Here is a 20,232-nt window from a genome sequence, read left to right as displayed (position 1 = left end):
CGCGTCCCTTTACTTAGCTGCGTTGGCGAGCTCGGCGGCCTTGTCGGCGCCCTCGTCCATGGTGGCGGCCAGGGTAACCAGCGGGTGGTTGGCCTCGGTCAGGATGCGGCGGCCTTCCTCGACGTTGTTGCCATCGAGGCGAACGACCAGCGGCTTGTTCGCAGCGGATCCCAGCTCTGCAAGCGCACCCACGATGCCCTTTGCCACAGCGTCACAAGCGGTGATGCCACCGAAGACGTTGACGAACACGCTCTTGACCTGGGAGTCGCCCAGGATGACGTCCAGGCCATTGGCCATGACTTCGGCGGAAGCTCCACCGCCGATGTCCAGGAAGTTGGCGGGCTTGACGTTGCCGTGGTTTTCACCAGCGTAAGCAACGACGTCCAGCGTGGACATCACAAGACCGGCGCCGTTGCCGATGATGCCTACTTCGCCGTCCAGCTTGACGTAGTTGAGGTCCTGCGCCTTTGCCTTGGCCTCGAGCGGGTCAGCCGATTCCTTGTCCTCGAGCAGTGCGTGGTGCACGTGGCGGAAGTCCGCGTTTTCGTCGAGGGTAACCTTGCCGTCGAGGGCAATGATGTCACCTGCGCCGGTGCGCACCAGTGGGTTGACCTCAACCAGGGTTGCGTCTTCCTTCTTGAAAACGTCCCAGAGCTTCAGAATGACGTCGGCCACTTTGCCGCGCAGTTCTTCAGCGAAACCTGCGGCTGCGACGATCTCGTCAGCCTTGGCCTGGTCAATGCCCACAGCGGGATCGATGGCGATCTTGGCCAGGGCCTCGGGACGCTCAACAGCCAGCTGCTCAATTTCCATGCCGCCTTCAACCGAGCACATGGCCAGGTAGTTGCGGTTGGCGCGGTCCAGCAGGACCGAGAAGTAGAATTCCTCGGCGATGTCCGCACCCTGGGCGATCATCACCTTATTAACGGTGTGGCCCTTGATGTCCATGCCCAGGATGTTGGTGGAGTGCTCAAGCGCCTCTTCGGCAGTCTTGGCAACCTTGACGCCGCCAGCCTTGCCGCGGCCACCAACCTTAACCTGTGCCTTTACGACAGTAACGCCGCCGATCTTCTCGGCAGCTGCCTTTGCTTCTTCAGGAGTGTGCGCCACGATGCCGGCGAGCACGGGTACACCGTGCGCTTCGAACATATCGCGCGCCTGATATTCAAACAGGTCCACGGTTTAGTGTCCTTCTACGTCGAAGTAGTTTTCTGTTCAGCCGGGAACCGCGATGACCGCGATAGCCAGCTGCGGAAAGTACGCGGTAACAACCAGGATTGAAGCCGGTCACATTGCGTAAGGTCCTCTCGGAACTTTAGCCCTTTGAGGAGTCCCGCCAGCTACACACTACCGGTTAAGTGAGTAACCTTACACTTCTATCGCGCGTAGAAAACTCGCAGAATGACGCGGTTTTTTGGCCGTTCATCGTCTGTTCAACGGCGATCACGACGCCTGTTTCAGGTTCCCCGTGACCTCTTTGCCGCCGTCGGAAATCAGTTGGTAGCCCTGCCTGCTGACAAAGAACGCCACGCCACCGGAGACATTCCCGCAGGCAACGCCGTCGTTATAGGCCGAGCACCGAAGGCCGTTGCGTTCGATGTTCTGGCCGTCGGCCAGCTCAGGCAGCTTGGAGATGGGGCCGCTCCGGCTCCCCTTGGGCCCGAACTCAGACTCCATTTGTGTTACGCCGGAACGACATGAGCCATAGACGGCCTTGTCCGGCGTCAGGAGAACCGTGCCACCGAGATAACCCAGCCCTGTGCCACCGCAGTCGTCTGCGACGTCGGTTGGCTCAGGTTTGGCATACTTCGCCAATTCGCAATGGACCACAGGCACCACGGCGAACTTGTTGTTGGCCGCATCGGAATACGTGTTCGCCTCATAGGGGATGTTGAGGTGGCCGCCCCTGGAGGAGGTCATGGCACACACGATGTTGCGGTCCGGCGTCACAAATGCAGTGACGCCCTCTCCGGCGGCCAGAGCGGTCTGCTCGGTAACCGGGACCTCCTTGAGCTGTTCCAGCGGAGGCAACGGCGCCGGCGGAACGTAGTCAGGGTCCTTCGTGGCGAACGAGCAGCCCGTGGCCAACACCAGGAGCAAAGCGGCAAGAATCCCCAATACAGTCCGTCGCATGCCACCAATTATGCCGTGAGGCGTCAGGCATCCAGTTTGGTCAGGGGCGCGTACCTCAGCAGCAGGCGCTTCTCACCGACGTCGAACTTCACCTTGGCGACTGTCTTGTCACCCGAGCCTTCGACCCCCAGCACCACGCCGTTTCCGAAGCTTGTGTGGTTGACCTTGTCCCCCACCACCACCGAAATGACTTCCTTTTGCGGCTGCACCCGGTTGCGTGCGACGGCGGCCGGAACGTCGGCGTCGAAACCGGCAGTTGCGCTGGCGGCCACCCCGCGTGACGTGCCTGCACCCCAGAAAGAGCCGCCGTAGCGGTTGGAGCCGATGGGAGCATTTCCCCAACCGCCACCTGCCGCTTGCCGGCTCATGCCTTCACGTTTCCAGTCCACCAGCTCGGAGGGAATCTCCTCCAGGAACTGGCTGGCGGGGTTGTATTGGCTTTGGCCCCACATGCTGCGCACCTCGGAGCGCGTGACGTAGAGCCGTTTGCGTGCACGGGTAAGGCCCACGTAGGCCAGGCGACGTTCTTCGGCCAGTTCCTTGGGGTCCGTGGCCGAGCGCTGATGCGGGAAGATCCCGTGCTCCATGCCGGTCAGGAAGACCACCGGGAACTCCAGGCCTTTGGCCGTGTGCAACGTCATGAGCGTGACAACGCCCATGCGCTTGGCTTCGGCCACCGCGGCGTCAATGTCCCCGCCGGGAGCATCAGGAATTTGGTCGGCGTCGGCCACCAGGGACACCTGCTCCAGGAATTCGCCCAGCGAACCGTCCGGGTTGTCGCGTTCATACTCGCGGACTACGGCCACCAATTCGGCGAGGTTCTCCACGCGGGACTCGTCCTGGGGATCGTTGCTCGCGCGCAAACCGGCAAGATATCCGGTCTGCTCGAGCACAGCCTCCAGGGCAGCGGCAGCACCGGACCCGGAAGCCACCTCAGCAAGGTCGTCCAGCAGCTTCACAAAGCCAAGGACGGCGTTCACCGAACGCGTTGCCATGCCGGGCGCCTGGTCAGCACGACGGGCGGCAGCCATAAAGGACGTCCGCTCGCGTTCAGCCAAGGCAGCGACGGCACCCTCGGCGCGGTCGCCGATCCCCCGTTTGGGTTCGTTCAGGACACGGCGGAGATTGACGTCGTCGTCAGGGTTCACAAGGACGCGCAGGTAAGCCAGGGCGTCTTTGATTTCCTTGCGTTCGTAGAACCGCGTGCCGCCCACAACTTTGTACGGCAGGCCCACCCGGACCAGCACGTCTTCAATGGACCGTGACTGTGCGTTGGTGCGGTAGAAGATGGCGACATCGCCAGGACGCAGCCCTTCCTCGTCCTGAAGCCGGTCAATTTCCTTGGCGATGAACTGGGCTTCGTCGTGCTCGTTCTCTCCGACGTAGCCCACGATCTTCTCGCCGTCTCCCTCTGCCGTCCACAGCCGCTTTTCCTGGCGGTTGGGGTTCCGGGAAATCACGGAGTTTGCGGCGGTGAGGATGTTCTGCGTGGAGCGGTAGTTTTGCTCCAGCTTGATGGTGCGCGCATTGGGGTAGTCGGCTTCGAACTCCACGATGTTGCGGATGTCCGCACCACGGAATGCGTAGATGGACTGATCGGAGTCTCCCACCACCGTGAGTTCGCTGGGCTCCACGTCAGTATCAGTGCCCAGGCCAACGATTTCCCTGACCAGGGCGTACTGGGCGTGGTTGGTGTCCTGGTACTCATCCACCAGCACGTGCCGGAAGCGACGGCGGTACGACTCGGCTAGCGCGGGGAAGGCCCGGAACATGTATACGGTCTCCGCGATGAGGTCATCGAAGTCCATGGCGTTGGCTTGGCGCAGGCGCTGGGTGTAGCCCTTGAACACGTCAGCCACGGCTTGCTCGAAGGGGTCGTTGTGGTTTGCCGAGGAGACGTAGGAGTCGGCGTCGATGAGCTCGTTCTTAAGAGCGGAGATCTTGTGCTGGATGGCCTTGGGCGGGAACTTCTTGGGATCAAGGTCCAGGTTCTTGGACACAAGTGTGATCAGGCGCAGGGAATCCGCGGAGTCGTAGATGGAGAAGTTCGAGTTCAGGCCCACATTTGCAGCCTCGCGGCGCAGGATGCGAACACAGGAGGAGTGGAACGTGGAGATCCACATGGCCTTGGCCCGCCCACCCACCAGGGCTTCGATACGTTCGCGCATCTCCGCGGCGGCCTTATTGGTAAAGGTGATTGCCAGGATTTCGCCGTGGTGGGCACGCTTGGTGGCGATCAGGTAGGCGATCCGGTTACTCAACACACGGGTTTTGCCTGAGCCCGCACCCGCAACGATCAGCAACGGACTGCCGGCGTGCTTCACGGCTTCTTCCTGCTGTGGGTTCAAGCCCTGGAGGAGGGCGTCGGCGGACGGAAGCCTACCGGCCTCCTGGTTACCCCAACCACCGGAGGCAGGACGTTCATTTGTTCCAGTGCTGGACCCACCGCTGCCCTCACCGAACCGGGCACGGGAAGCGCCGCCGCCCGCGTGCGAAAGCTCCGGGGCAGCCTTGGTAGCGGCTTTGGAGCCTGCGTTGAAGGGGCCGTCTGCGTAGGGGTCGAACAACATATCCATGGTGACTACCAGTCTAGGCGGTGCCTCTGACACTCAAGGGCCACCCCAAAGAGAGCACCGCCCACGCGATCAAAAACTACGCAAACTGCGGTACTGAGGTGAGGGCCCCACTCAGCTCGCGGACCGCCGTAGGGCCTCCTGCGATGAACCAGTTAATCCCGTTGACCTGCACGACGGCGGTGTCGCCGCCTGCAGCGCGGACGATCGCCTTGCCTGGGAGCCAGTCCCATTCGGGGCAGCTGTGCTGGAACCAGCAGCCGAGTTCTCCATCAGCCACACGGCCGAGGTCGCACGAGCCTGAACCGAACATCCGCAGTGATGCGGCGGAGACGGCAGCGGCATGCCAGGGCATGGCAGTGCGGGGGTCCGCCAACCAGGTGGGGTGGATGTAGGTTGCTGCGCAGATTTGGCCAACAGAGAGGTCTCCGGAACCTGAAATGCGTTCTCCGTTCAGGCTGGCCGGATGCTCTTCGCCGCCTAGCCAGAGCTTGTCCAGTTCGGGCTGGTAGATGGCCCCGAGCACTACGGAGGGATCACCAACGGGATTGTCGCCGTGATCTGAATCGTCGCGTTTAAGGGCAATGGCCGAGCACCAGTACGTGGAGCCATGCAGGAAGTTGTAGGTTCCATCCACAGGATCGATCACCCAGGTCCGGCCACTGGTACCGGCAACAGAAGTGCCTTCCTCGCCCAGGATGCCATCCTCCGGGCGGCAGCGTTGCAACTGTTCCAACACGTAAGCCTCGGCCGCATGGTCGGCTGCCGTGACGACGTCGGACACTGACGTCTTGCGCGTGCCCTGTAGTCCGCCCATCCGCATGAGCAGCGCCAGTTGCCCTGCCTCGCGGACCAGCGCGCTGGCCAATTGGTAGTCATCAAGTGATGGATCGAGTTCAGTTGCGGTGTGCCTGCCGGTGGTCATGGTCCCAGCTTATGTGGCGGGATAATGAATGACATGGCCAAGACACCAGCGCAGCGCATCAAGAAGCACGGAGCCAAGGCGGTGGTCCCTGAGCACACCCTCCCACCCGTGATCAATCCCACCACGCGGCGGACCCCCGAGAAGGCGCAGAGCAACTCCAAGCTGATTGTCATCGCAGGAGTTGTGGCCAGCTTGTTCCTGTTCTGGTACCTGCACTTGTTGACGCTGAACCAAATGACGCAGCTTTCAGGCGGGCTCGCCATGCCGGATTCGCTGATCGGCGGGTTCTCCCAGGACTACGTCGCCCAGCTTCGCGCGGCGATGGACGAGGCCGCCAGAGGCCAGTTGAACTACGTCCATAAGACTGCCGGCACGCTCTTTCCGCTGATCTTCGGCTTCAGTTGGCTCCTGCTCATCGGCACCAACGTTGCCCGAAAGTCGTGGCGCTGGGCATTGTGGGCCGCTCCCCTGCTTTTCGCCGTGGCTCACTTGTGGTCCAACGTCGCCATTGATTCGATGCTGGCTACGGAAACGCCCGACGCCGGTCAGGTTGCCCTGGCCTCCGCCGTCACCATTGCGTCGTGGGTACTGTTCCTGATCAGCCTGCTGTGCGGCGTGGCGGCTGTGTTCCTTGGACGGAAGAACGCGAAACAGCCCTGACAGCTTTCCGTTCCCTTGTGACGCGGTGAGCCACTACCAGGCCCACCAAGGACAACCCCAGGATGATCGGATACGCCATGGTGCGCTCGATGGCGCCCGGCTCCTCGACGCGCAACTGCACCGCAAGGACGTAGATGGTTGCTCCCAGGGAAACAACCCCGAACAAGAGCACCATCCCCCACATCTGCGTGTGCCCCCGCCATACCAGGCCCAGTATCACCAAGGACAGCGGTCCGGCGATGAAGTACAGTCCCGCGCCGGTCAGATGCAGCGCCAGGTCAGTGTCTTCCGGGATCAGGCCAACCATTGCCTGGCCGATGCCCGCTACGAGGACCAGCACCCTGACTGCCCCGGCCGCAATCCACGGAAATGCCGCGGCTGGTGATGCCATTCCCGGCCGGATAACCCGGGCACCGGATTCAGCCGCCACAGAGAGGACAGCCGAGCTCAGCAGCACTGCCCCGAGGACCATGGCAACCCCTTGGAGCACGAACGAGGCATTCATCAGCCAATTAAGCGGCGAGCACACCTCGTAACCGTTGAAGGGACCGCAGTGGGCCGCGCCAAGATCACTGATGACGTGGGCGCGCCGGTCATAGCCTGGATTGCCTTGCCACACAGCCATCGCCATGGCTTCCACCACGAAATAGTGGATGAGGGTAATCGCGGCCCAACCCCCAATCAGCTCGCGCCGGCCAGCGAGGTCAGGCAGAAGTCCCCGGTCCCTGCCGAGCGGACCACCCGCCGTCGTCATAGCGTCAGAATAGTCCCGGAGTCCCGCGGACGCACGCTTTCAACGGCACTGACGGCTGACGGCTGACGCCGGATGCGCAAGGCGGAAGAAGCGGGCAAAATAAAAACGATAGTGTTATCCCAGTGGGCCAACCGCCCACCCCTTCGTTAAAACAATTGACCCGCCGGCAAGCGGGTCATTGTTTAGGCGCAGGGCACCTATGTTGTGCGATCAAGGGTCTAGTCCTTGGTGCTCACACATCAAGACTAGGCCCCCGAGCGGATTTTCTCCCGCTCCTGCCGCCCCAGGACAGTTTTACCGCAGGACCTGATTTACCGCAGGGCCTTCGCCGCTTTCCGCACCGTTTGCACGCGCTGGGCGATGACCAGGCCGGCAGCTGCCAAGCCAATGGTGACGGGGTAGCCCATCAGTCTCTCCAGTGTCCCGGGCTGGGGCACCTCCATTCCCGTGATCCCGCCAACGATGAGTGCCCCGATACAGAGGGCGCCGCAGGCGGCGATGAACCAGCTCATCGGGGTCTGCCGGAACCAGAGGATGCCCAGCAGAAGCAGTGCGAAGCCACCGCCAATGAAGAACATCAGGGCGCCGGCAAAATGCCATGGGGAGCCCACATCCTCTGGAACCAGGCCAACGATGACCGTCCCGGCACCTGAAACACCCGTGAGTATTCGGATGGCCACAGCCATGATCCATGGTTTGGCCAGGACCCGGGTCCGGGGCTCTTTGTCGGCTGTGGCGGTGTGGAAGCGCTGGGCATGCACACCAGGACGCGCTGCCACGCACAAAAGTCCTGCCGTCAGGAACACCGCCCCAAGGATCAATGCCAGGCCCTGCACTACAAAAGAGGCGTTCATCAGCCCATGCAAAGGGGAGCAAACTGCCCGGTCTTCGTAGACCCCGCACGATACTGCGCCGAGGTCGCTGATGAACCCGGTAGCTCTGCTGTAGGGTTCAGGACCGGCCCAGGCCTCGATAACAGCAGCCTCGGCAACGAAATACTGGACCACACTCAACTGGGCCCAGCCGCCAATGTTTGCCCGTGTCGCGCGGACATCCGGGAGGAATGTGCCGGTGGTTTCCGGTGGTGTCGCATGCCCTCTCATGACCGCCAGCCTAGCCGTGTTCGGGCACTGGCCCGGCAGCTTGTATGCTTGTAGTCGTGTCCGGCCAAGGAGCTCCGTAACGGTACTCCCGGGGATGGACACGCAGGCCCTCGTAGCTCAGTGGATAGAGCACGGCTCTCCTAAAGCCGGTGTCGTTGGTTCGATTCCAATCGAGGGCACTTGAACCAGCAGCAGCCCATCCAGGACTTGCGTGCCTATTTGGCCGGCACGTGGAATGTGGAGCGGACACTCCTGGACAGGGCCTCCGGCACCCGCGGAACTTTTACCGGCGTCGTGCAGTACACGGAAGAGCCCGACGGCGATGGCCTTCACTACCGCGAAGACGGAACCATGCACTGGCCCACCCACACAGGCCCGGCGTTCCGCGAGTATCTCCTCAAGCCAGGCCCTGGACCGGATTCCATGGACGTCTTCTTCCCCGATGGCCGGCCATTCCATGTGATGAGCTTTGCGGAGCAGGCCAACCAGGACAAACACTGGTGCGATCCCGATGACTATTACGTGAACTACACATGGGAAGGCCCGGATGCGTTCAGTTTCACCTGGGATGTCCGCGGTCCCGCAAAGGATCTGCTGCTGGAATCGCATCTGGTCCGAACGAACGCCGGGAGGCAAGCATGAGCATTACTGATGTGATCGTGGTCAGCGCCGTGTGCGTTTACAACAAGGAGGGCCAGCTCCTGACCGTCCGCAAACGGGGCACGGACAAATTCATGCATCCGGGCGGCAAACCCGAGGCCGGTGAAACAGCGGCGGAAGCTGCTTCGAGAGAATTGTTAGAGGAAGTGGGCATCGAGATCGCCCCGCAGGACCTTGAACCCCTGGGCGCCTGGCTCGCTGTGGCTGCCAACGAGGCCGCAACCAACATTGAGGCCACAGTTTTCACGGCTCCTGGAACCTGGGAAGCACACCCTTCCGCCGAGATCGCCGAGGTCCGTTGGTTGGACCTCACAGCATCTCTGCCCGGGGATCTCGCACCACTGCTGACGGACCACGTCCTTCCTGCCCTCGCCTCGCCTCGCCTCGCCTCGCCTAAGTAGGTCACCCAAGTAAGTCGCATTTGTGCGCGTTTTGAGCCCTCAAAACGCGCACAAATGCGACTCAGTTGGGCTCCGGAACAGCTTCCTCGGCCACCGCCGTGGCTTCCGCGAACTGGGTCCGGTACAACTCGGCATAGCGGCCGTCGGCAACAAGCAACTCCGTGTGCGTGCCGCGTTCCACGATCCTGCCGTCCTCTACCACCAGGATGACGTCCGCGGCACGGATGGTGGACAGCCTGTGGGCAATCACGACGGCGGTACGCCCCTCGAGCGCTTCCCCCAAGGCTGCCTGGACGGCGGCTTCATTGGTGGAGTCCAGCGCTGCGGTTGCCTCATCAAGAATCACGACGCGCGGCTGCTTGATGAGCAAACGTGCGATGGTGAGACGTTGCCTTTCTCCACCGGAGAGCCGGTACCCACGCTCCCCAACGACTGTTTCCAGGCCGTCCGGAAGGGACCGGATCATGGGTTCCAGGCGTGCACGCCTGAGCACCTCCCACATGTCTTCTTCCGTGGCATCCGGCCGGGCCAGGCGCAGGTTGGAGGCAATGGTTTCGTGGAAAAGGTGGCCGTCCTGGGTCACCATTCCCAGGGTGTCCCGCAGGGAGTCAAAGCGGAGATCCCGGACATCCACGCCGGTGCCAGGTCCGCGCCCACCAAGACGCACGGCACCGGAATCGACGTCGTACAAGCGGGACAGCAGTTGGGCCACCGTGGACTTTCCTGCGCCGGACGAGCCCACCAAGGCAACCGTCTGGCCCGGCTCAACGCGGAAGCTGATACCGTGCAGCACTTCCTCGCCGCCGCGCGTGTCCAAGGTTGACACGTCTTCCAAGGAGGCGAGGGACACTTTGTCCGCCGACGGGTAGGAAAAGCGGACGTCGTGGAATTCCACGGCGACAGGTCCGGACGGAAGTGCCACGGCGTCCGGCTTTTCCGTGATGAGGGGTTGCAGGTCCAGGATCTCGAAGACCCGCTCGAAGCTGACAAGTGCGCTCATAATTTCCACGCGCGCGTTGGAGAGCGCGGTGAGCGGAGCGTAGAGACGCGTCAGGAGAAGGGCCAGGACCACAACGTCGCCTGGCGCCAGTTGTCCACCGAGGGCAAGCCAGCCGCCCAGTCCGTAAACGAGGGCCAGAGCCAAGGCCGAGACCAACGTCAACGCGGTGACGAAGGTGAACTGCAGCATGGCGGTGCGGATGCCGATATCGCGCACGCGGCCGGCCCGGGCAGCAAACTCCCGGGATTCCTCGTCCGGCCTGCCGAAAAGTTTGACCAATGTGGCGCCGGGAGCGGAGAACCTTTCGGTCATCTGCGTACCCATGGCAGCGTTGTGTGCCGCTGCCTCGCGTCGGAGGTCCGCCAGCTTGGAACCCATGCGTCGGGCAGGTATGAGGAAGATCGGCAGCAACACCATGGCCAGGACGGTGACCAACCAGGACGTGTTGAGCATGACCACAAGGGTCAAGGCGAGCGCCACGACGTTGCTCACCACACCGGACAAGGTGCCTGCGAACGCTGACTGCGCCCCGATGACGTCGTTGTTCAGGCGGCTGACCAGCGCGCCGGTCCGTGTCCGGGTGAAGAAAGCGATGGGCATACGCTGCACATGGTCGAACACGCGGGTACGGAGGTCCACAATGACGCCCTCGCCGATGGTGGAGGACAACCATCGGGTCACCAGTCCGATTCCAGCCTCGCCAACAGCCACAATCGCAATGAGGACGGCCAGCCAGATCACCGTGCCCACGCCGGCCTTGGCAATGATCGCGTCAACCACTTGCCCGGCAAGCACCGGCGTGGCGACGGCCAGGAAGGCTCCCGCAACCGAGGCGATAACGAAGGCTATGAGCTTGCCCTTGTGGGGCGCGGCAAAGCCCAGCACGCGCTTCAGCGTTTCCTTCGAGAACGGTTGCGAGCCGCTCTGGGCACGCGTGATCTTGTGCAGCGAGCTCCAGGCAACGCCATCCATGCTCATGGTTACTTCTCCTGGCCGGGGATGTGGTGCAGCTCCTGGACACGGCCGTTTTCCAGGTGCCATCGCGAATCGAGCCGAACGTTCTCCAGCAATCGCCGGTCGTGGGTGACCAGCAGGAGGGCGCCTTCGTAGCTTTCCAGCGCTTCTTCAAGTTGCTCGATCGCGGGGAGGTCAAGGTGGTTGGTGGGTTCGTCCAGCACCAACAGGTTCACGCCCCGGGCCTGCAGGAGGGCCAGCGCGGCGCGCGTACGCTCCCCCGGGGACAGAGAGTCAACTGTCCGCGAAGTGTGGTCCGCTTTGAGGCCGAACTTGGCAAGGAGCGTGCGGACGTCGGCACTGTTCCAGTCCACCAGCACGGCTTCGACGGCGTCGCCAAGCTGCCGTCCGCCGTCGAGCAGTCCGCGGGCCTGGTCGATTTCGCCGATGGCGACAGACGCGCCCATGGAGGCCTCGCCGTCGTCCGGTTTCCGGGTGCCCAGCAGCAAGCGCAGGAGAGTGGACTTACCGGCGCCGTTGGGCCCGGTGATGCCGATGCGCTCACCGCCGTTGAGTTGCAGGTTGACCGGTCCCAGCGTGAAATCGCCTTGCCGGACCACTACGTCACGAAGGGTGGCGACGACGGCACTTGAGCGGGGTGCCTGGCCGATGCTGAACTGCAGTTGCCATTCCTTGCGCGGCTCCTCCACCTCGGTGAGGCGGGCGATGCGCGACTCCATCTGGCGGACCTTCTGTGCCTGCTTTTCGGAAGACTCCGTGCTCGCTGCCCTGCGGATTTTGTCGTTGTCAGGGTTCTTCTTCATCGCATTGCGGACGCCCTGGGAGCTCCACTCGCGCTGGGTCCGTGCGCGGGACACAAGATCGGCCTTGGTGTTGGCAAACTCTTCGTAGCGTTCGCGGGCGTGGCGCTTGGCGACGGCGCGCTCTTCGAGGAAGGCTTCGTAGCCGCCGTCGTAGACAGCCACGGAGTTCTGGGCGAGGTCCAGTTCCACTACGGTGGTGACGCAGCGGGCCAGGAACTCACGGTCGTGGGACACCAGAACCACTCCTCCGCGCAGGCCCTGCACGAACGCTTCCAGCCTGGCCAGGCCATCAAGGTCCAGGTCATTGGTGGGTTCATCAAGAAGGACAACATCGAAGCGGCTGAGCAGCAGCGCAGCCAAAGCAACCCGGGCAGCCTGCCCTCCGGAGAGCCCTGTCATGAGGGCATCGGTGCCAAGTTCAAGCCCAAGATCCGCCAATACAGCAGGAATGCGGTCCTCCAGGTCTGCTGCACCGGATGCCATCCAGCGGTCAAAGGCCAAGGAATATGCATCATCTGCTCCGGGAGCACCGGAACCGAGGGCCTCGGCTGTGGCTTCCATTTCTGCGGTGGCCTGTGCACAGCCCGTGCGGCGCGCAATGTATGCTGCGATGGTTTCGCCCGCCGTGCGCTCGTGTTCCTGGGGCAACCAGCCCACAAAGGCGTCCGACGGAGCCAGGCTGACGGTCCCCTCCTGCGGCTGGTCCACGCCTGAGAGGATGCGAAGAAGCGTGGATTTGCCAGCGCCGTTCGCTCCGACGACGCCCACCACATCACCCGGCGCAACGGTGAGGGAAAGCTTCGAAAAGAGCGTGCGGTGGCCGTGGCCACCGGCAAGATCCTTGGCCACCAAGGTTGCAGTCATTCTCTATTCCTCTCGCAGCGCCAACACGGCGCTCGCGTCTACATCACCAGCACGGCAAACAAGCGTGGGTTCATCTATCAAACGCGGCTTCCATGCCCGTGATTCCCAAGGGCATGGAAAAACCCGCTGGTCCGGACTTGGGGGGTGTACGGACCAACGGGTTCAAGCATCAAGCATAATTCAATGTGGCGTCGGCGTAAAATCAATCCGTACCTTCGCTCCGGTTCCTTTTTGGAAGATGCCGGACTTGCCCGTTTGAAATACCCCAGAAAGCCCTCCATGCCCTTACCGTCCAAGGCGTTCCAACGCTGGCTTCACGGCGTTGCACCCAACGCCAGCACAGCGGACGTCTGCAGGATTTCCGGGATAAAACGGACAACGCTGGCCCAACAGCTGGTCCGCGGCAAGGTGGCGGAGTCAACGCTGGTCAGCATCAGCCGGGGTTACCACATCAGTCCCGTCCAAGCCCTGGCCACGTTTGACCTCTACGCAGACCTTCGGGGCGATCCCGTCCCACCCACGCCTGATGAACTGGTGAGCCAGATAGCCACCATGGATTTGCTGCGCGCGGTGGTGGAACGCAGTGAGCCAGGGTCCGTCTCCGTCACGGGACTATCGCCAACACCGCACCCCACCGCGGTGCGCAACTGGGTGGATGCAATCGACGACGGCGAGTTGCGGCACCGGGTCAGCGAAGCCACCGGGATCGCACCGCAGAACTTCTCCGCCCACTTGACAGCCAACAGGCTTCCTCCCGAGCTGGCCATCGCGACGTCGCGGGCTGCCGGCGTCGGACCAGCGGGCGGGCTGGTCGCCGGAGGGTTGATCACTGAAGCCGAAGCCGGCTGGTCGCCCAACGGACGCAAGGAAGCACTCGACCGGATGACGCTGGGCGAGCTGGTGACCTTGGCAGGCGAACGACTCCAGGCGCTGGGCAAAACGCTGCGCCGCCAAGAACAAGACCACGAACGAACTGAACGAATTTGGGAGAATCTCGGATGACGGCTGTCCTGCCTTGGGCAACGCTGATTGTGTGCCTGGCGATCACCATCGCGCGGATTCCGAGCCTGCTCAGGGGTGAGAACCGGGTGGTTTTCTACATTTTCGCGCTGATCACCCTGGATATCCTCCTCAGCATCGAAGGCCCATACCTTGCCATCGATGCCCTGCTCGGCGGCGTTAACGTAACGAACCTGATCCTGCGGTTCCTGCTCTACGGCACGTTCCTGCTGATGGGCATCAAGATTGCCATGGGTTTCGCTTCCAGATCAGCGGAACGGGCTATTCGTGGCCCTTGGGGGCTGACGGTCCTGGGAATCACGGTGGCACTGACCACGTTCTTCTTTGTCATCACAGACACGCGCGGTTCCACGGTGGGCATGACGGGGCTGACCTGGGGACCATCCATGGAGGCTTACGCGGCTCTGGGCCGCTTCTATCCCGGATACGTATCCGCCTGTTTGTTGCCCGCCATCTGGCGGACCGTCGTAGGCCGCTACCCCGCGTTGCTGCGTGCCGCCTCGGCCCTCCTGTTTGTTGGGCTGGCGTTGCTGTTGCTGTCCCAACTCTTCCCACTGATCCCGCTGGTGCACCTGTGGCTGCGTTCCTTGATTAACTACTCTGCCGTGCTGGCCACGGCCATTGGGCTTGCGGGGATCTGGTTTTCCAAGGCATTTGCCAGGCGCAAAGCAAGACGCACAGCGTAAGACTTTCACAAAACCATTAGATCGTGGCACAATCATGAATGTGTGAACGCGGTTGCAGCCTGGCGCCGGAATCAGAGAACGGGTTTCCGGTGAATGTGGCGCCCACGTGATCACAATTGGGGGGATGAGTGGTGGCGGGCTGTTGGGGACCGCCCCCACTCAGCCTTTTTAACCACCCCTTCCACAAGCCTCCAGGCCTTCCCTGCCGGGAATCCGCATTGGCCCGTGACTAAGATGGCTCCATGACCAGCCTTCGCTCCCGCCGTTCTCTTTTCGCCGCTACCCTGGCCGCCGCCGCCCTTGCGCTCTCTGCTTGCGGTGGCGGTTCCACTCCAGCCCAGTCCGGTGGCGATACATCCTTGTCCGATGTGAAATCCAAGGGCGAGCTCGTCATCGCTACGGAAGGAACCTACCGCCCGTTCAGCTTCCATGCCGAGGGCGCTGGTGAACTGACGGGCTACGACGTCGAGATTGCCAAAGCGGTGGCTGAAAAGCTGGGCGTGAAGGCGAGCTTCCAAGAGACGCAATTTGATGGCATTTTTGCGGGCTTGGACGCCAAGCGTTTCGATACAATCGCCAACCAGATCTCCATCAATGCCGAGCGCAAAGCCAAGTACGAGTTCTCCAAGCCCTACACCGTCTCTACCGGCGTTGTGGTGACCAAGAAGGACAATTCCAGCATCAACAGCTTCGCCGACCTCAAGGGCAAGACCACCGCGCAGTCGCTGACCAGCAACTTCTACAAGATGGCCGTAGAGGCCGGCGCCAACGTTCAGGCAGTGGAAGGCTGGGCCCAGTCGGCCACCCTCGTACAGCAGGGACGCGTGGACGCAACGGTGAACGACAAACTCACCTACCTGGACTACGCGAAAACCACACCCGATTCCGGATTGAAAGTGGCCGCCGAAGCGCCGGACAAGACCGAGAGCGCCATGGTGTTCCGGAAGGGTTCCTCAGAGCTGACCAAGGCTGTAGACAAGGCGCTGGATGACCTCCGGGCAGATGGAACCCTGACGAAGATCTCCGAAAAGTACTTCGGTGCGGATGTCACCAAATAAATGAACTGGGACCTCATCTGGAGTTCCTTCGGGCCGATCATCAGCGGTGCCGTAACGGGCACCATCCCCCTTACGCTGGCCTCCTTTGCTGTGGGCCTGGTGTTGGCTTTGGTGGTGGCGCTGCTGAGGCTGAGCTCGAATTGGCTGCTGTCCGGCATAGGTCGCTTCTACGTCTCGGTTATCCGGGGTACTCCCCTGTTGGTGCAACTGTTCGTGATTTTCTTCGGCCTTCCCAGCATTGGCATCCGACTGGATCCCTGGCCGAGCGCCATCATCGCCTTCTCCTTGAACGTGGGCGGCTACGCTGCCGAGATCATCCGGGCTGCGATACTTTCAGTGCCCAAGGGACAATGGGAAGCCGGTCACACCATCGGGATGTCCCGCCCCCAAGCGCTGGTGCGCATCATCCTTCCGCAAGCGGCACGCGTGTCCGTTCCACCGTTGTCCAACACCTTCATTTCCCTGGTTAAGGACACCTCGCTCGCTTCACTCATCCTGGTCACTGAACTCTTCCGCAACGCCCAGCAAATCGCTGCGTTCAGCCAGGAGTTCATGGCCCTGTACCTGCAGGCAGCCCTGGTTTACTGGGTCATCTGCCTGGTCCTTTCCACCGCGCAGTCCGCCGTGGAACGGAGATTGGACCGTTATGTCGCCCACTGATGCACCTCAACAGCGCGAACCACGCGTCACCTCGGTCCTCAAGGCCCGGAACCTCGCGAAAGCCTTCGGCAGCAACGTAGTGCTCCGCGACATCGATATCGACATCCGGCGCGGCCAGGTGGTGGCCCTCATCGGTCCCTCAGGTTCGGGCAAGACCACTGTCTTGCGCTCGCTTAACGGCCTTGAAATTCCCGACGCCGGTACTGTCACCTTTGGCGGCACGGGCCCCGGCTCCGGCCCTGCAAGCGAGACGTCTGATGGCCTCTCGATCGATTTCGGCGCCAGAGTGGGCAAGAGGGAGATCGCTGCGCTGCGGGACCGCAGTGCCATGGTGTTCCAGCACTACAACTTGTTCCCGCACATGACTGTCCTGAAGAACATCATCGAGGGTCCGGTCCAGGTACAGAAGCGCCCGAAGGCAGAGGCCATCGCTGAAGCCGAGCGATTGCTTGAGCGGGTTGGCCTGGCTGACAAGCGGGACGCCTATCCGTTCGAGCTCTCCGGCGGACAACAGCAGCGCGTGGGCATCGTCCGTGCGTTGGCGCTCCAGCCCCAGCTGCTGTTGTTCGATGAGCCCACCTCGGCTTTGGATCCTGAGCTCGTGGGTGAGGTCCTGAGCGTCATCAAGGAACTCGCCGAGGAAGGCTGGACCATGGTGATCGTGACCCATGAGTTGGCCTTCGCCCAACATGTGGCGGATGAGGTCATCTTCATGGATGGAGGCGTTGTGGTGGAGCGGGGCCCTGCTGCCGAAGTGCTGCGCGCACCCCGGCAGGAGCGGACCAAGTTGTTCGTGAAGCGCCTCCAGCACGACGTCTAAAGCTCTTCGCGCGGTCGCCCTGGCCCGCCCAGCCACCAGGCCCGCCCAGCCTTCAGGCGCGCCCGGCCTTCAGGCGCGCCCGGCCTTTATCGGGCGAACCGCAACGTGACCAATTGGAACGGGCGCAGGACCAGCTCGGCTGCGTCCTGCCCCACACTCACTCCAGGGGCCTCTACCGGCCGCTCCAGCAGGTCCGTGGCAACGACGCAATGAGCTTCAAAATTGGCCCTGACAACACCGGCTGAGCGTTGTCCCAAGGATTCGTAAAGACGCACAATGACGTCTCCGGAGCCATCCTCAGCCAGCTTCACTGCCTCCACTACCAAGGCAGGGTTGGACACGGACAGCAGAGGTTCCACTGGCTTGGCACCAGTGACATAGCGGGGCTTCAAGTTGGTGCGGTAGCCCTCCTCCACGGCATCCCCGATCCCGGCTCCAGGCCTAAGGGACAGCTCAAGTGTGTGCTCGCCGCGGTCTGCTTCAGGGTCCGGGAACCTGGCGGAGCGCAGCAGCGAGACACGGACGGTGGTGGTCGTCCCCCCGTCTCCGCGGACAGCCCTGGTGACGTCGTGCCCGTAGCTGGAAGCGTTGCTGACGGCTACGCCATAACCAGGCTCGGCAACGTGGATCCAGCGATGCGCGCAGATCTCGAACTTCGCAGCATCCCATGATGTGTTCGTGTGGGTCGGCCGGAACACATGGCCAAACTGGGTCTCGGAGGCCGAGCGGTCCGCGCGGACATCCAGTGGGAAGGCTATCTTGAGCATCTTTTCGCGTTCTTGCCAGTCCACTGTGGTGGAGATCCCCAGCGACTCCGCACCGGCGTCGAGCGTTATCCGTTGCGTGATGGTGGAGGCACCAACCGTACGTTTGACCACCACGACGGCGCCTGCCTCCGTGCGCTCAAGATCGATGGTATCCGCTTGGGTCAGTTGGGTGACGTTGCGCCGGTAGAACTCCTCGATGTCCCAGGCGTCCCATTCATTGGGAGTGTCCCTGAACAGCTCAAGCAGGTTGCCGGGCTGACCGGGCACCATCGCCTCACGGCCAGTGGCATGGTCCATGAGCGAGGTCAACAAGCCGTCACTGTCCACGATGGCGCGGATGATTCCGTTGTCCAGGACGTAGCCGCCATACTTCTGGCCGGCATCAACACCTGCCTCCGGTTTCACCGCTTCCGCAACGGCGAGTGCCGGCACGCCACCCCTCTTATGCGGGGCCGCATTGAGCAGGAACTGCTTGTCTCCTTGGCCGACAAGCGCCTGGGCGGCCTGGCCGATGATGGCCTCGAGATCGCGGGCGATCGCTTCGTAATTCCGCTCGGCGTCCTGGTGGACCCACGCAATGGAACTGCCCGGCAGGATGTCGTGGAATTGCTGCAGGAGCACCAACCGCCAGAGCCTCTTGAGCTCCGTTTCGGGATAGGCATATGCCTCGCCCAGGCGCACTGCAGCCGTGGAGCACCACAGTTCCGCTTCACGCAATAGGTGTTCGCTGCGCCGATTGCCGCGCTTGGTCTTCGCCTGGCTGGTGTACGTTCCACGGTGCATCTCCAGGTACATCTCGCCCACCCACACCGGGAGGTTGCGGTACTCGGCTTCGGCCGCCGTGAAAAAGTCCTTGGCCGTGCCCATCCGGACCTTGGGCGAACCTTCAAGATCTGCGGTGCGGCGTGCGGCGGCCACCATCTCACGCGTTGGACCGCCACCGCCGTCGCCATAACCGAAGGGAACCAGTGACATGGTTCCGCGGCCGTGCTCACGGTAGTTGCGCTCCGCATGCGCGAGCTCGCGGGCGTGGAGCTCTGCGTTGTACGTGTCTACGGGCGGGAAATGAGTGAACAACCGGGTGCCATCAATGCCTTCCCAGGTGAAGGTGTGGTGCGGCATCCGGTTCACTTTGTTCCAGGAAATCTTCTGCGTAAGGAACCATCGCAAACCTGCCGACTTGACGATCTGTGGCAGTGCTCCCGAGTAACCGAAGGAATCGGGCAGCCATGCTTCCTGGCACTCCACGTCGAATTCCTTTTGGAAGAAGCTCTTGCCTTCCACGAACTGGCGCGCCATGGCCTCGCCACCAGGCATGTTGGTGTCCGATTCAACCCACATCCCACCGACGGGAACGAACTGCCCGGCCCTGACCTTTTCCCGGATGCGGACAAAGAGCTCGGGATAGAATTCCTTGATCCAGGCCATCTGCTGGGCTGAGGAGCACGAGAAGACGAAGTCGGGGTCCTCGTCCATGAGTGCCACCACGTTGGAAAACGTGCGGGCACACTTGCGGATGGTTTCACGGACAGGCCACAACCAGGCGGAATCGATGTGCGCATGGCCAGTAGCCACAAGTTCGTGGGCCGAAGCATAGGCGGGCCGGCTCAGCACTTCTGCCAATGCCTCGCGGCCTGCGGCAGCCGTTCCCGCGACGTCATCCGGATCCATGATGTCCAGCATCCGTTCCAGGGCCCGAAGGATTTCGTGGCGGCGCGGCAGGTCCATGGGGAGCTCGTGCATGAGCCCGCTCAATGTCCAAACGTCCTGGTTGAGTTCCCACACCGTCTCGTTGAGTTCGGCAATGGCAATCCGGCCCAGACGGTACCGGGGCTCATTGCCGGAGGTCGCCTTATCCCCCAAAAGGGTAGGCGCAAATGACCAACCCTGCGCCACATCCGGGTTGGCTGCCGCCTCAACATAGAAGTCAACGGACAATCCGCCGCCGAGCAGCTTCAGCGGAACGTGGTAGTTACGCGGCGAGATCGCTTTGATGATGCTGGCATCGGCACGCCAGGCCGTGCCTTCACATTGGAACCCCGGCACGTCGCTGTTGAAACCGAGGTCCACGATGATTTCCACCGCCGTCCCCTCGGCTGAACCCCAGCCTTCCGGAACTTCACCCTGGAGCCGGAGCCACTTGGTACTCCACGGCTTACCCCAAGGTGCGCCCGGCTCCTGGGGCGTGAAAAGCTGGCGCATTGCCTCCGCTGCGGGCACAGGTTCTCCGGGCGCGTCCCAGCTGCTCAGCTGCAGCGGGACGGACCTACCGTAAATGGCCGGAAGAAGGCGTTCCCGAACGAATCGATCGAGACGCTGTTCAGTGATCCGGCGGTCGTCGTGCAATTAAAACCCCTTAGGCATTGGCTG

The 20,232-nt window shown here is 62.5% G+C and carries 17 protein-coding genes and 1 tRNA gene; 9 read left to right on the top strand and 9 right to left on the bottom strand.

Features of this window, described 5'->3' with window-relative positions; translation table 11 throughout:
* Positions 1-9: 9 nt before the first annotated feature.
* The 4 genes from sucC to LDN82_RS05050 all read right to left on the bottom strand — a co-directional run bounded on the left by sucC (position 10) and on the right by LDN82_RS05050 (position 5,631).
* Positions 10-1,179, bottom strand: a complete 1,170-nt coding sequence (gene sucC, locus LDN82_RS05065) for an ADP-forming succinate--CoA ligase subunit beta (RefSeq protein ID WP_224093741.1) — start codon at positions 1,177-1,179, stop codon at positions 10-12.
* A gap of 264 nt (positions 1,180-1,443) precedes the next feature.
* Positions 1,444-2,133, bottom strand: coding sequence for a hypothetical protein (locus LDN82_RS05060; RefSeq protein WP_224166580.1), 690 nt, complete (start codon positions 2,131-2,133; stop codon positions 1,444-1,446).
* Positions 2,134-2,156: 23 nt separating this feature from the next.
* A complete protein-coding gene (pcrA, locus tag LDN82_RS05055) occupies positions 2,157-4,709 on the bottom strand; it encodes a DNA helicase PcrA (RefSeq protein ID WP_224166579.1) in 2,553 nt (850 codons plus the stop codon).
* A gap of 76 nt (positions 4,710-4,785) precedes the next feature.
* A complete protein-coding gene (locus LDN82_RS05050; RefSeq protein WP_224166578.1) occupies positions 4,786-5,631 on the bottom strand; it encodes an inositol monophosphatase family protein in 846 nt (281 codons plus the stop codon).
* Positions 5,632-5,664: 33 nt separating this feature from the next.
* Between LDN82_RS05050 and LDN82_RS05045 the strand changes: the two genes are divergently transcribed.
* On the top strand, positions 5,665-6,291 hold the full coding sequence (locus tag LDN82_RS05045) for a hypothetical protein (protein WP_224166577.1): 627 nt from the start codon (positions 5,665-5,667) through the stop codon (positions 6,289-6,291).
* Here LDN82_RS05045 and LDN82_RS05040 read toward each other — a convergent pair.
* Both LDN82_RS05040 and LDN82_RS05035 read right to left on the bottom strand, forming a co-directional pair.
* Positions 6,230-7,045, bottom strand: coding sequence for a DUF998 domain-containing protein (locus LDN82_RS05040; protein WP_224166576.1), 816 nt, complete (start codon positions 7,043-7,045; stop codon positions 6,230-6,232). The two genes, LDN82_RS05045 and LDN82_RS05040, sit on opposite strands and share 62 nt — an antisense overlap.
* Before the next feature lie 311 nt (positions 7,046-7,356).
* Positions 7,357-8,148: a hypothetical protein gene (locus LDN82_RS05035; protein WP_224166575.1), complete on the bottom strand. Its 792-nt coding sequence runs from the start codon at positions 8,146-8,148 to the stop codon at positions 7,357-7,359.
* Between the two features lie 106 nt (positions 8,149-8,254).
* Between LDN82_RS05035 and LDN82_RS05030 the strand changes: the two genes are divergently transcribed.
* The 3 genes from LDN82_RS05030 (at position 8,255) to LDN82_RS05020 (ending at position 9,209) form a co-directional block, all read left to right on the top strand.
* Positions 8,255-8,327, top strand: a tRNA-Arg gene (locus tag LDN82_RS05030).
* 1 nt (position 8,328) lies between these two features.
* A complete protein-coding gene (locus LDN82_RS05025) occupies positions 8,329-8,790 on the top strand; it encodes a DUF6314 family protein (RefSeq protein WP_224166574.1) in 462 nt (153 codons plus the stop codon).
* The gene (locus LDN82_RS05020) at positions 8,787-9,209 is read left to right on the top strand and encodes an NUDIX domain-containing protein (protein ID WP_224166573.1); all 423 of its coding nucleotides are present in this window, start codon (positions 8,787-8,789) and stop codon (positions 9,207-9,209) included. Before LDN82_RS05025 ends, LDN82_RS05020 begins: the two co-directional genes overlap by 4 nt.
* A 61-nt stretch (positions 9,210-9,270) precedes the next feature.
* Here LDN82_RS05020 and LDN82_RS05015 read toward each other — a convergent pair whose 3' ends face one another.
* A complete protein-coding gene (locus LDN82_RS05015; protein ID WP_224166572.1) occupies positions 9,271-11,187 on the bottom strand; it encodes an ABC transporter ATP-binding protein in 1,917 nt (638 codons plus the stop codon).
* Positions 11,188-11,189: 2 nt separating this feature from the next.
* On the bottom strand, positions 11,190-12,851 hold the full coding sequence (locus LDN82_RS05010; protein WP_224166571.1) for an ABC-F family ATP-binding cassette domain-containing protein: 1,662 nt from the start codon (positions 12,849-12,851) through the stop codon (positions 11,190-11,192).
* Between the two features lie 279 nt (positions 12,852-13,130).
* Between LDN82_RS05010 and LDN82_RS05005 the strand changes: the two genes are divergently transcribed.
* From LDN82_RS05005 to LDN82_RS04985, 5 genes are all read left to right on the top strand, one after another.
* The gene (locus tag LDN82_RS05005; protein ID WP_224093722.1) at positions 13,131-13,853 is read left to right on the top strand and encodes a hypothetical protein; all 723 of its coding nucleotides are present in this window, start codon (positions 13,131-13,133) and stop codon (positions 13,851-13,853) included.
* The gene (locus tag LDN82_RS05000) at positions 13,850-14,557 is read left to right on the top strand and encodes a hypothetical protein (protein ID WP_224093719.1); all 708 of its coding nucleotides are present in this window, start codon (positions 13,850-13,852) and stop codon (positions 14,555-14,557) included. Before LDN82_RS05005 ends, LDN82_RS05000 begins: the two co-directional genes overlap by 4 nt.
* Positions 14,558-14,799: 242 nt before the next feature.
* A complete protein-coding gene (locus tag LDN82_RS04995) occupies positions 14,800-15,615 on the top strand; it encodes an amino acid ABC transporter substrate-binding protein (protein ID WP_224166570.1) in 816 nt (271 codons plus the stop codon).
* Complete coding sequence (locus tag LDN82_RS04990; protein ID WP_224093714.1) at positions 15,616-16,275, top strand: amino acid ABC transporter permease; 660 nt, start codon at positions 15,616-15,618, stop codon at positions 16,273-16,275.
* Complete coding sequence (locus LDN82_RS04985; RefSeq protein WP_224166569.1) at positions 16,262-17,095, top strand: amino acid ABC transporter ATP-binding protein; 834 nt, start codon at positions 16,262-16,264, stop codon at positions 17,093-17,095. The genes LDN82_RS04990 and LDN82_RS04985 overlap by 14 nt, the downstream gene beginning before the upstream one ends.
* A gap of 86 nt (positions 17,096-17,181) precedes the next feature.
* On the opposite strand, the gene LDN82_RS04980 is transcribed toward LDN82_RS04985, so the two are convergent.
* Positions 17,182-20,208: a glycoside hydrolase family 38 C-terminal domain-containing protein gene (locus tag LDN82_RS04980; protein WP_224166568.1), complete on the bottom strand. Its 3,027-nt coding sequence runs from the start codon at positions 20,206-20,208 to the stop codon at positions 17,182-17,184.
* Positions 20,209-20,232 lie beyond the last annotated feature (24 nt).

It is taken from the genome of Arthrobacter sp. StoSoilA2, from assembly GCF_019977195.1.
Lineage (GTDB): Bacteria > Actinomycetota > Actinomycetes > Actinomycetales > Micrococcaceae > Arthrobacter.
Note: the sequence above shows the minus strand (reverse complement) of the source record. Positions and strands in the feature narration are given on the sequence as shown.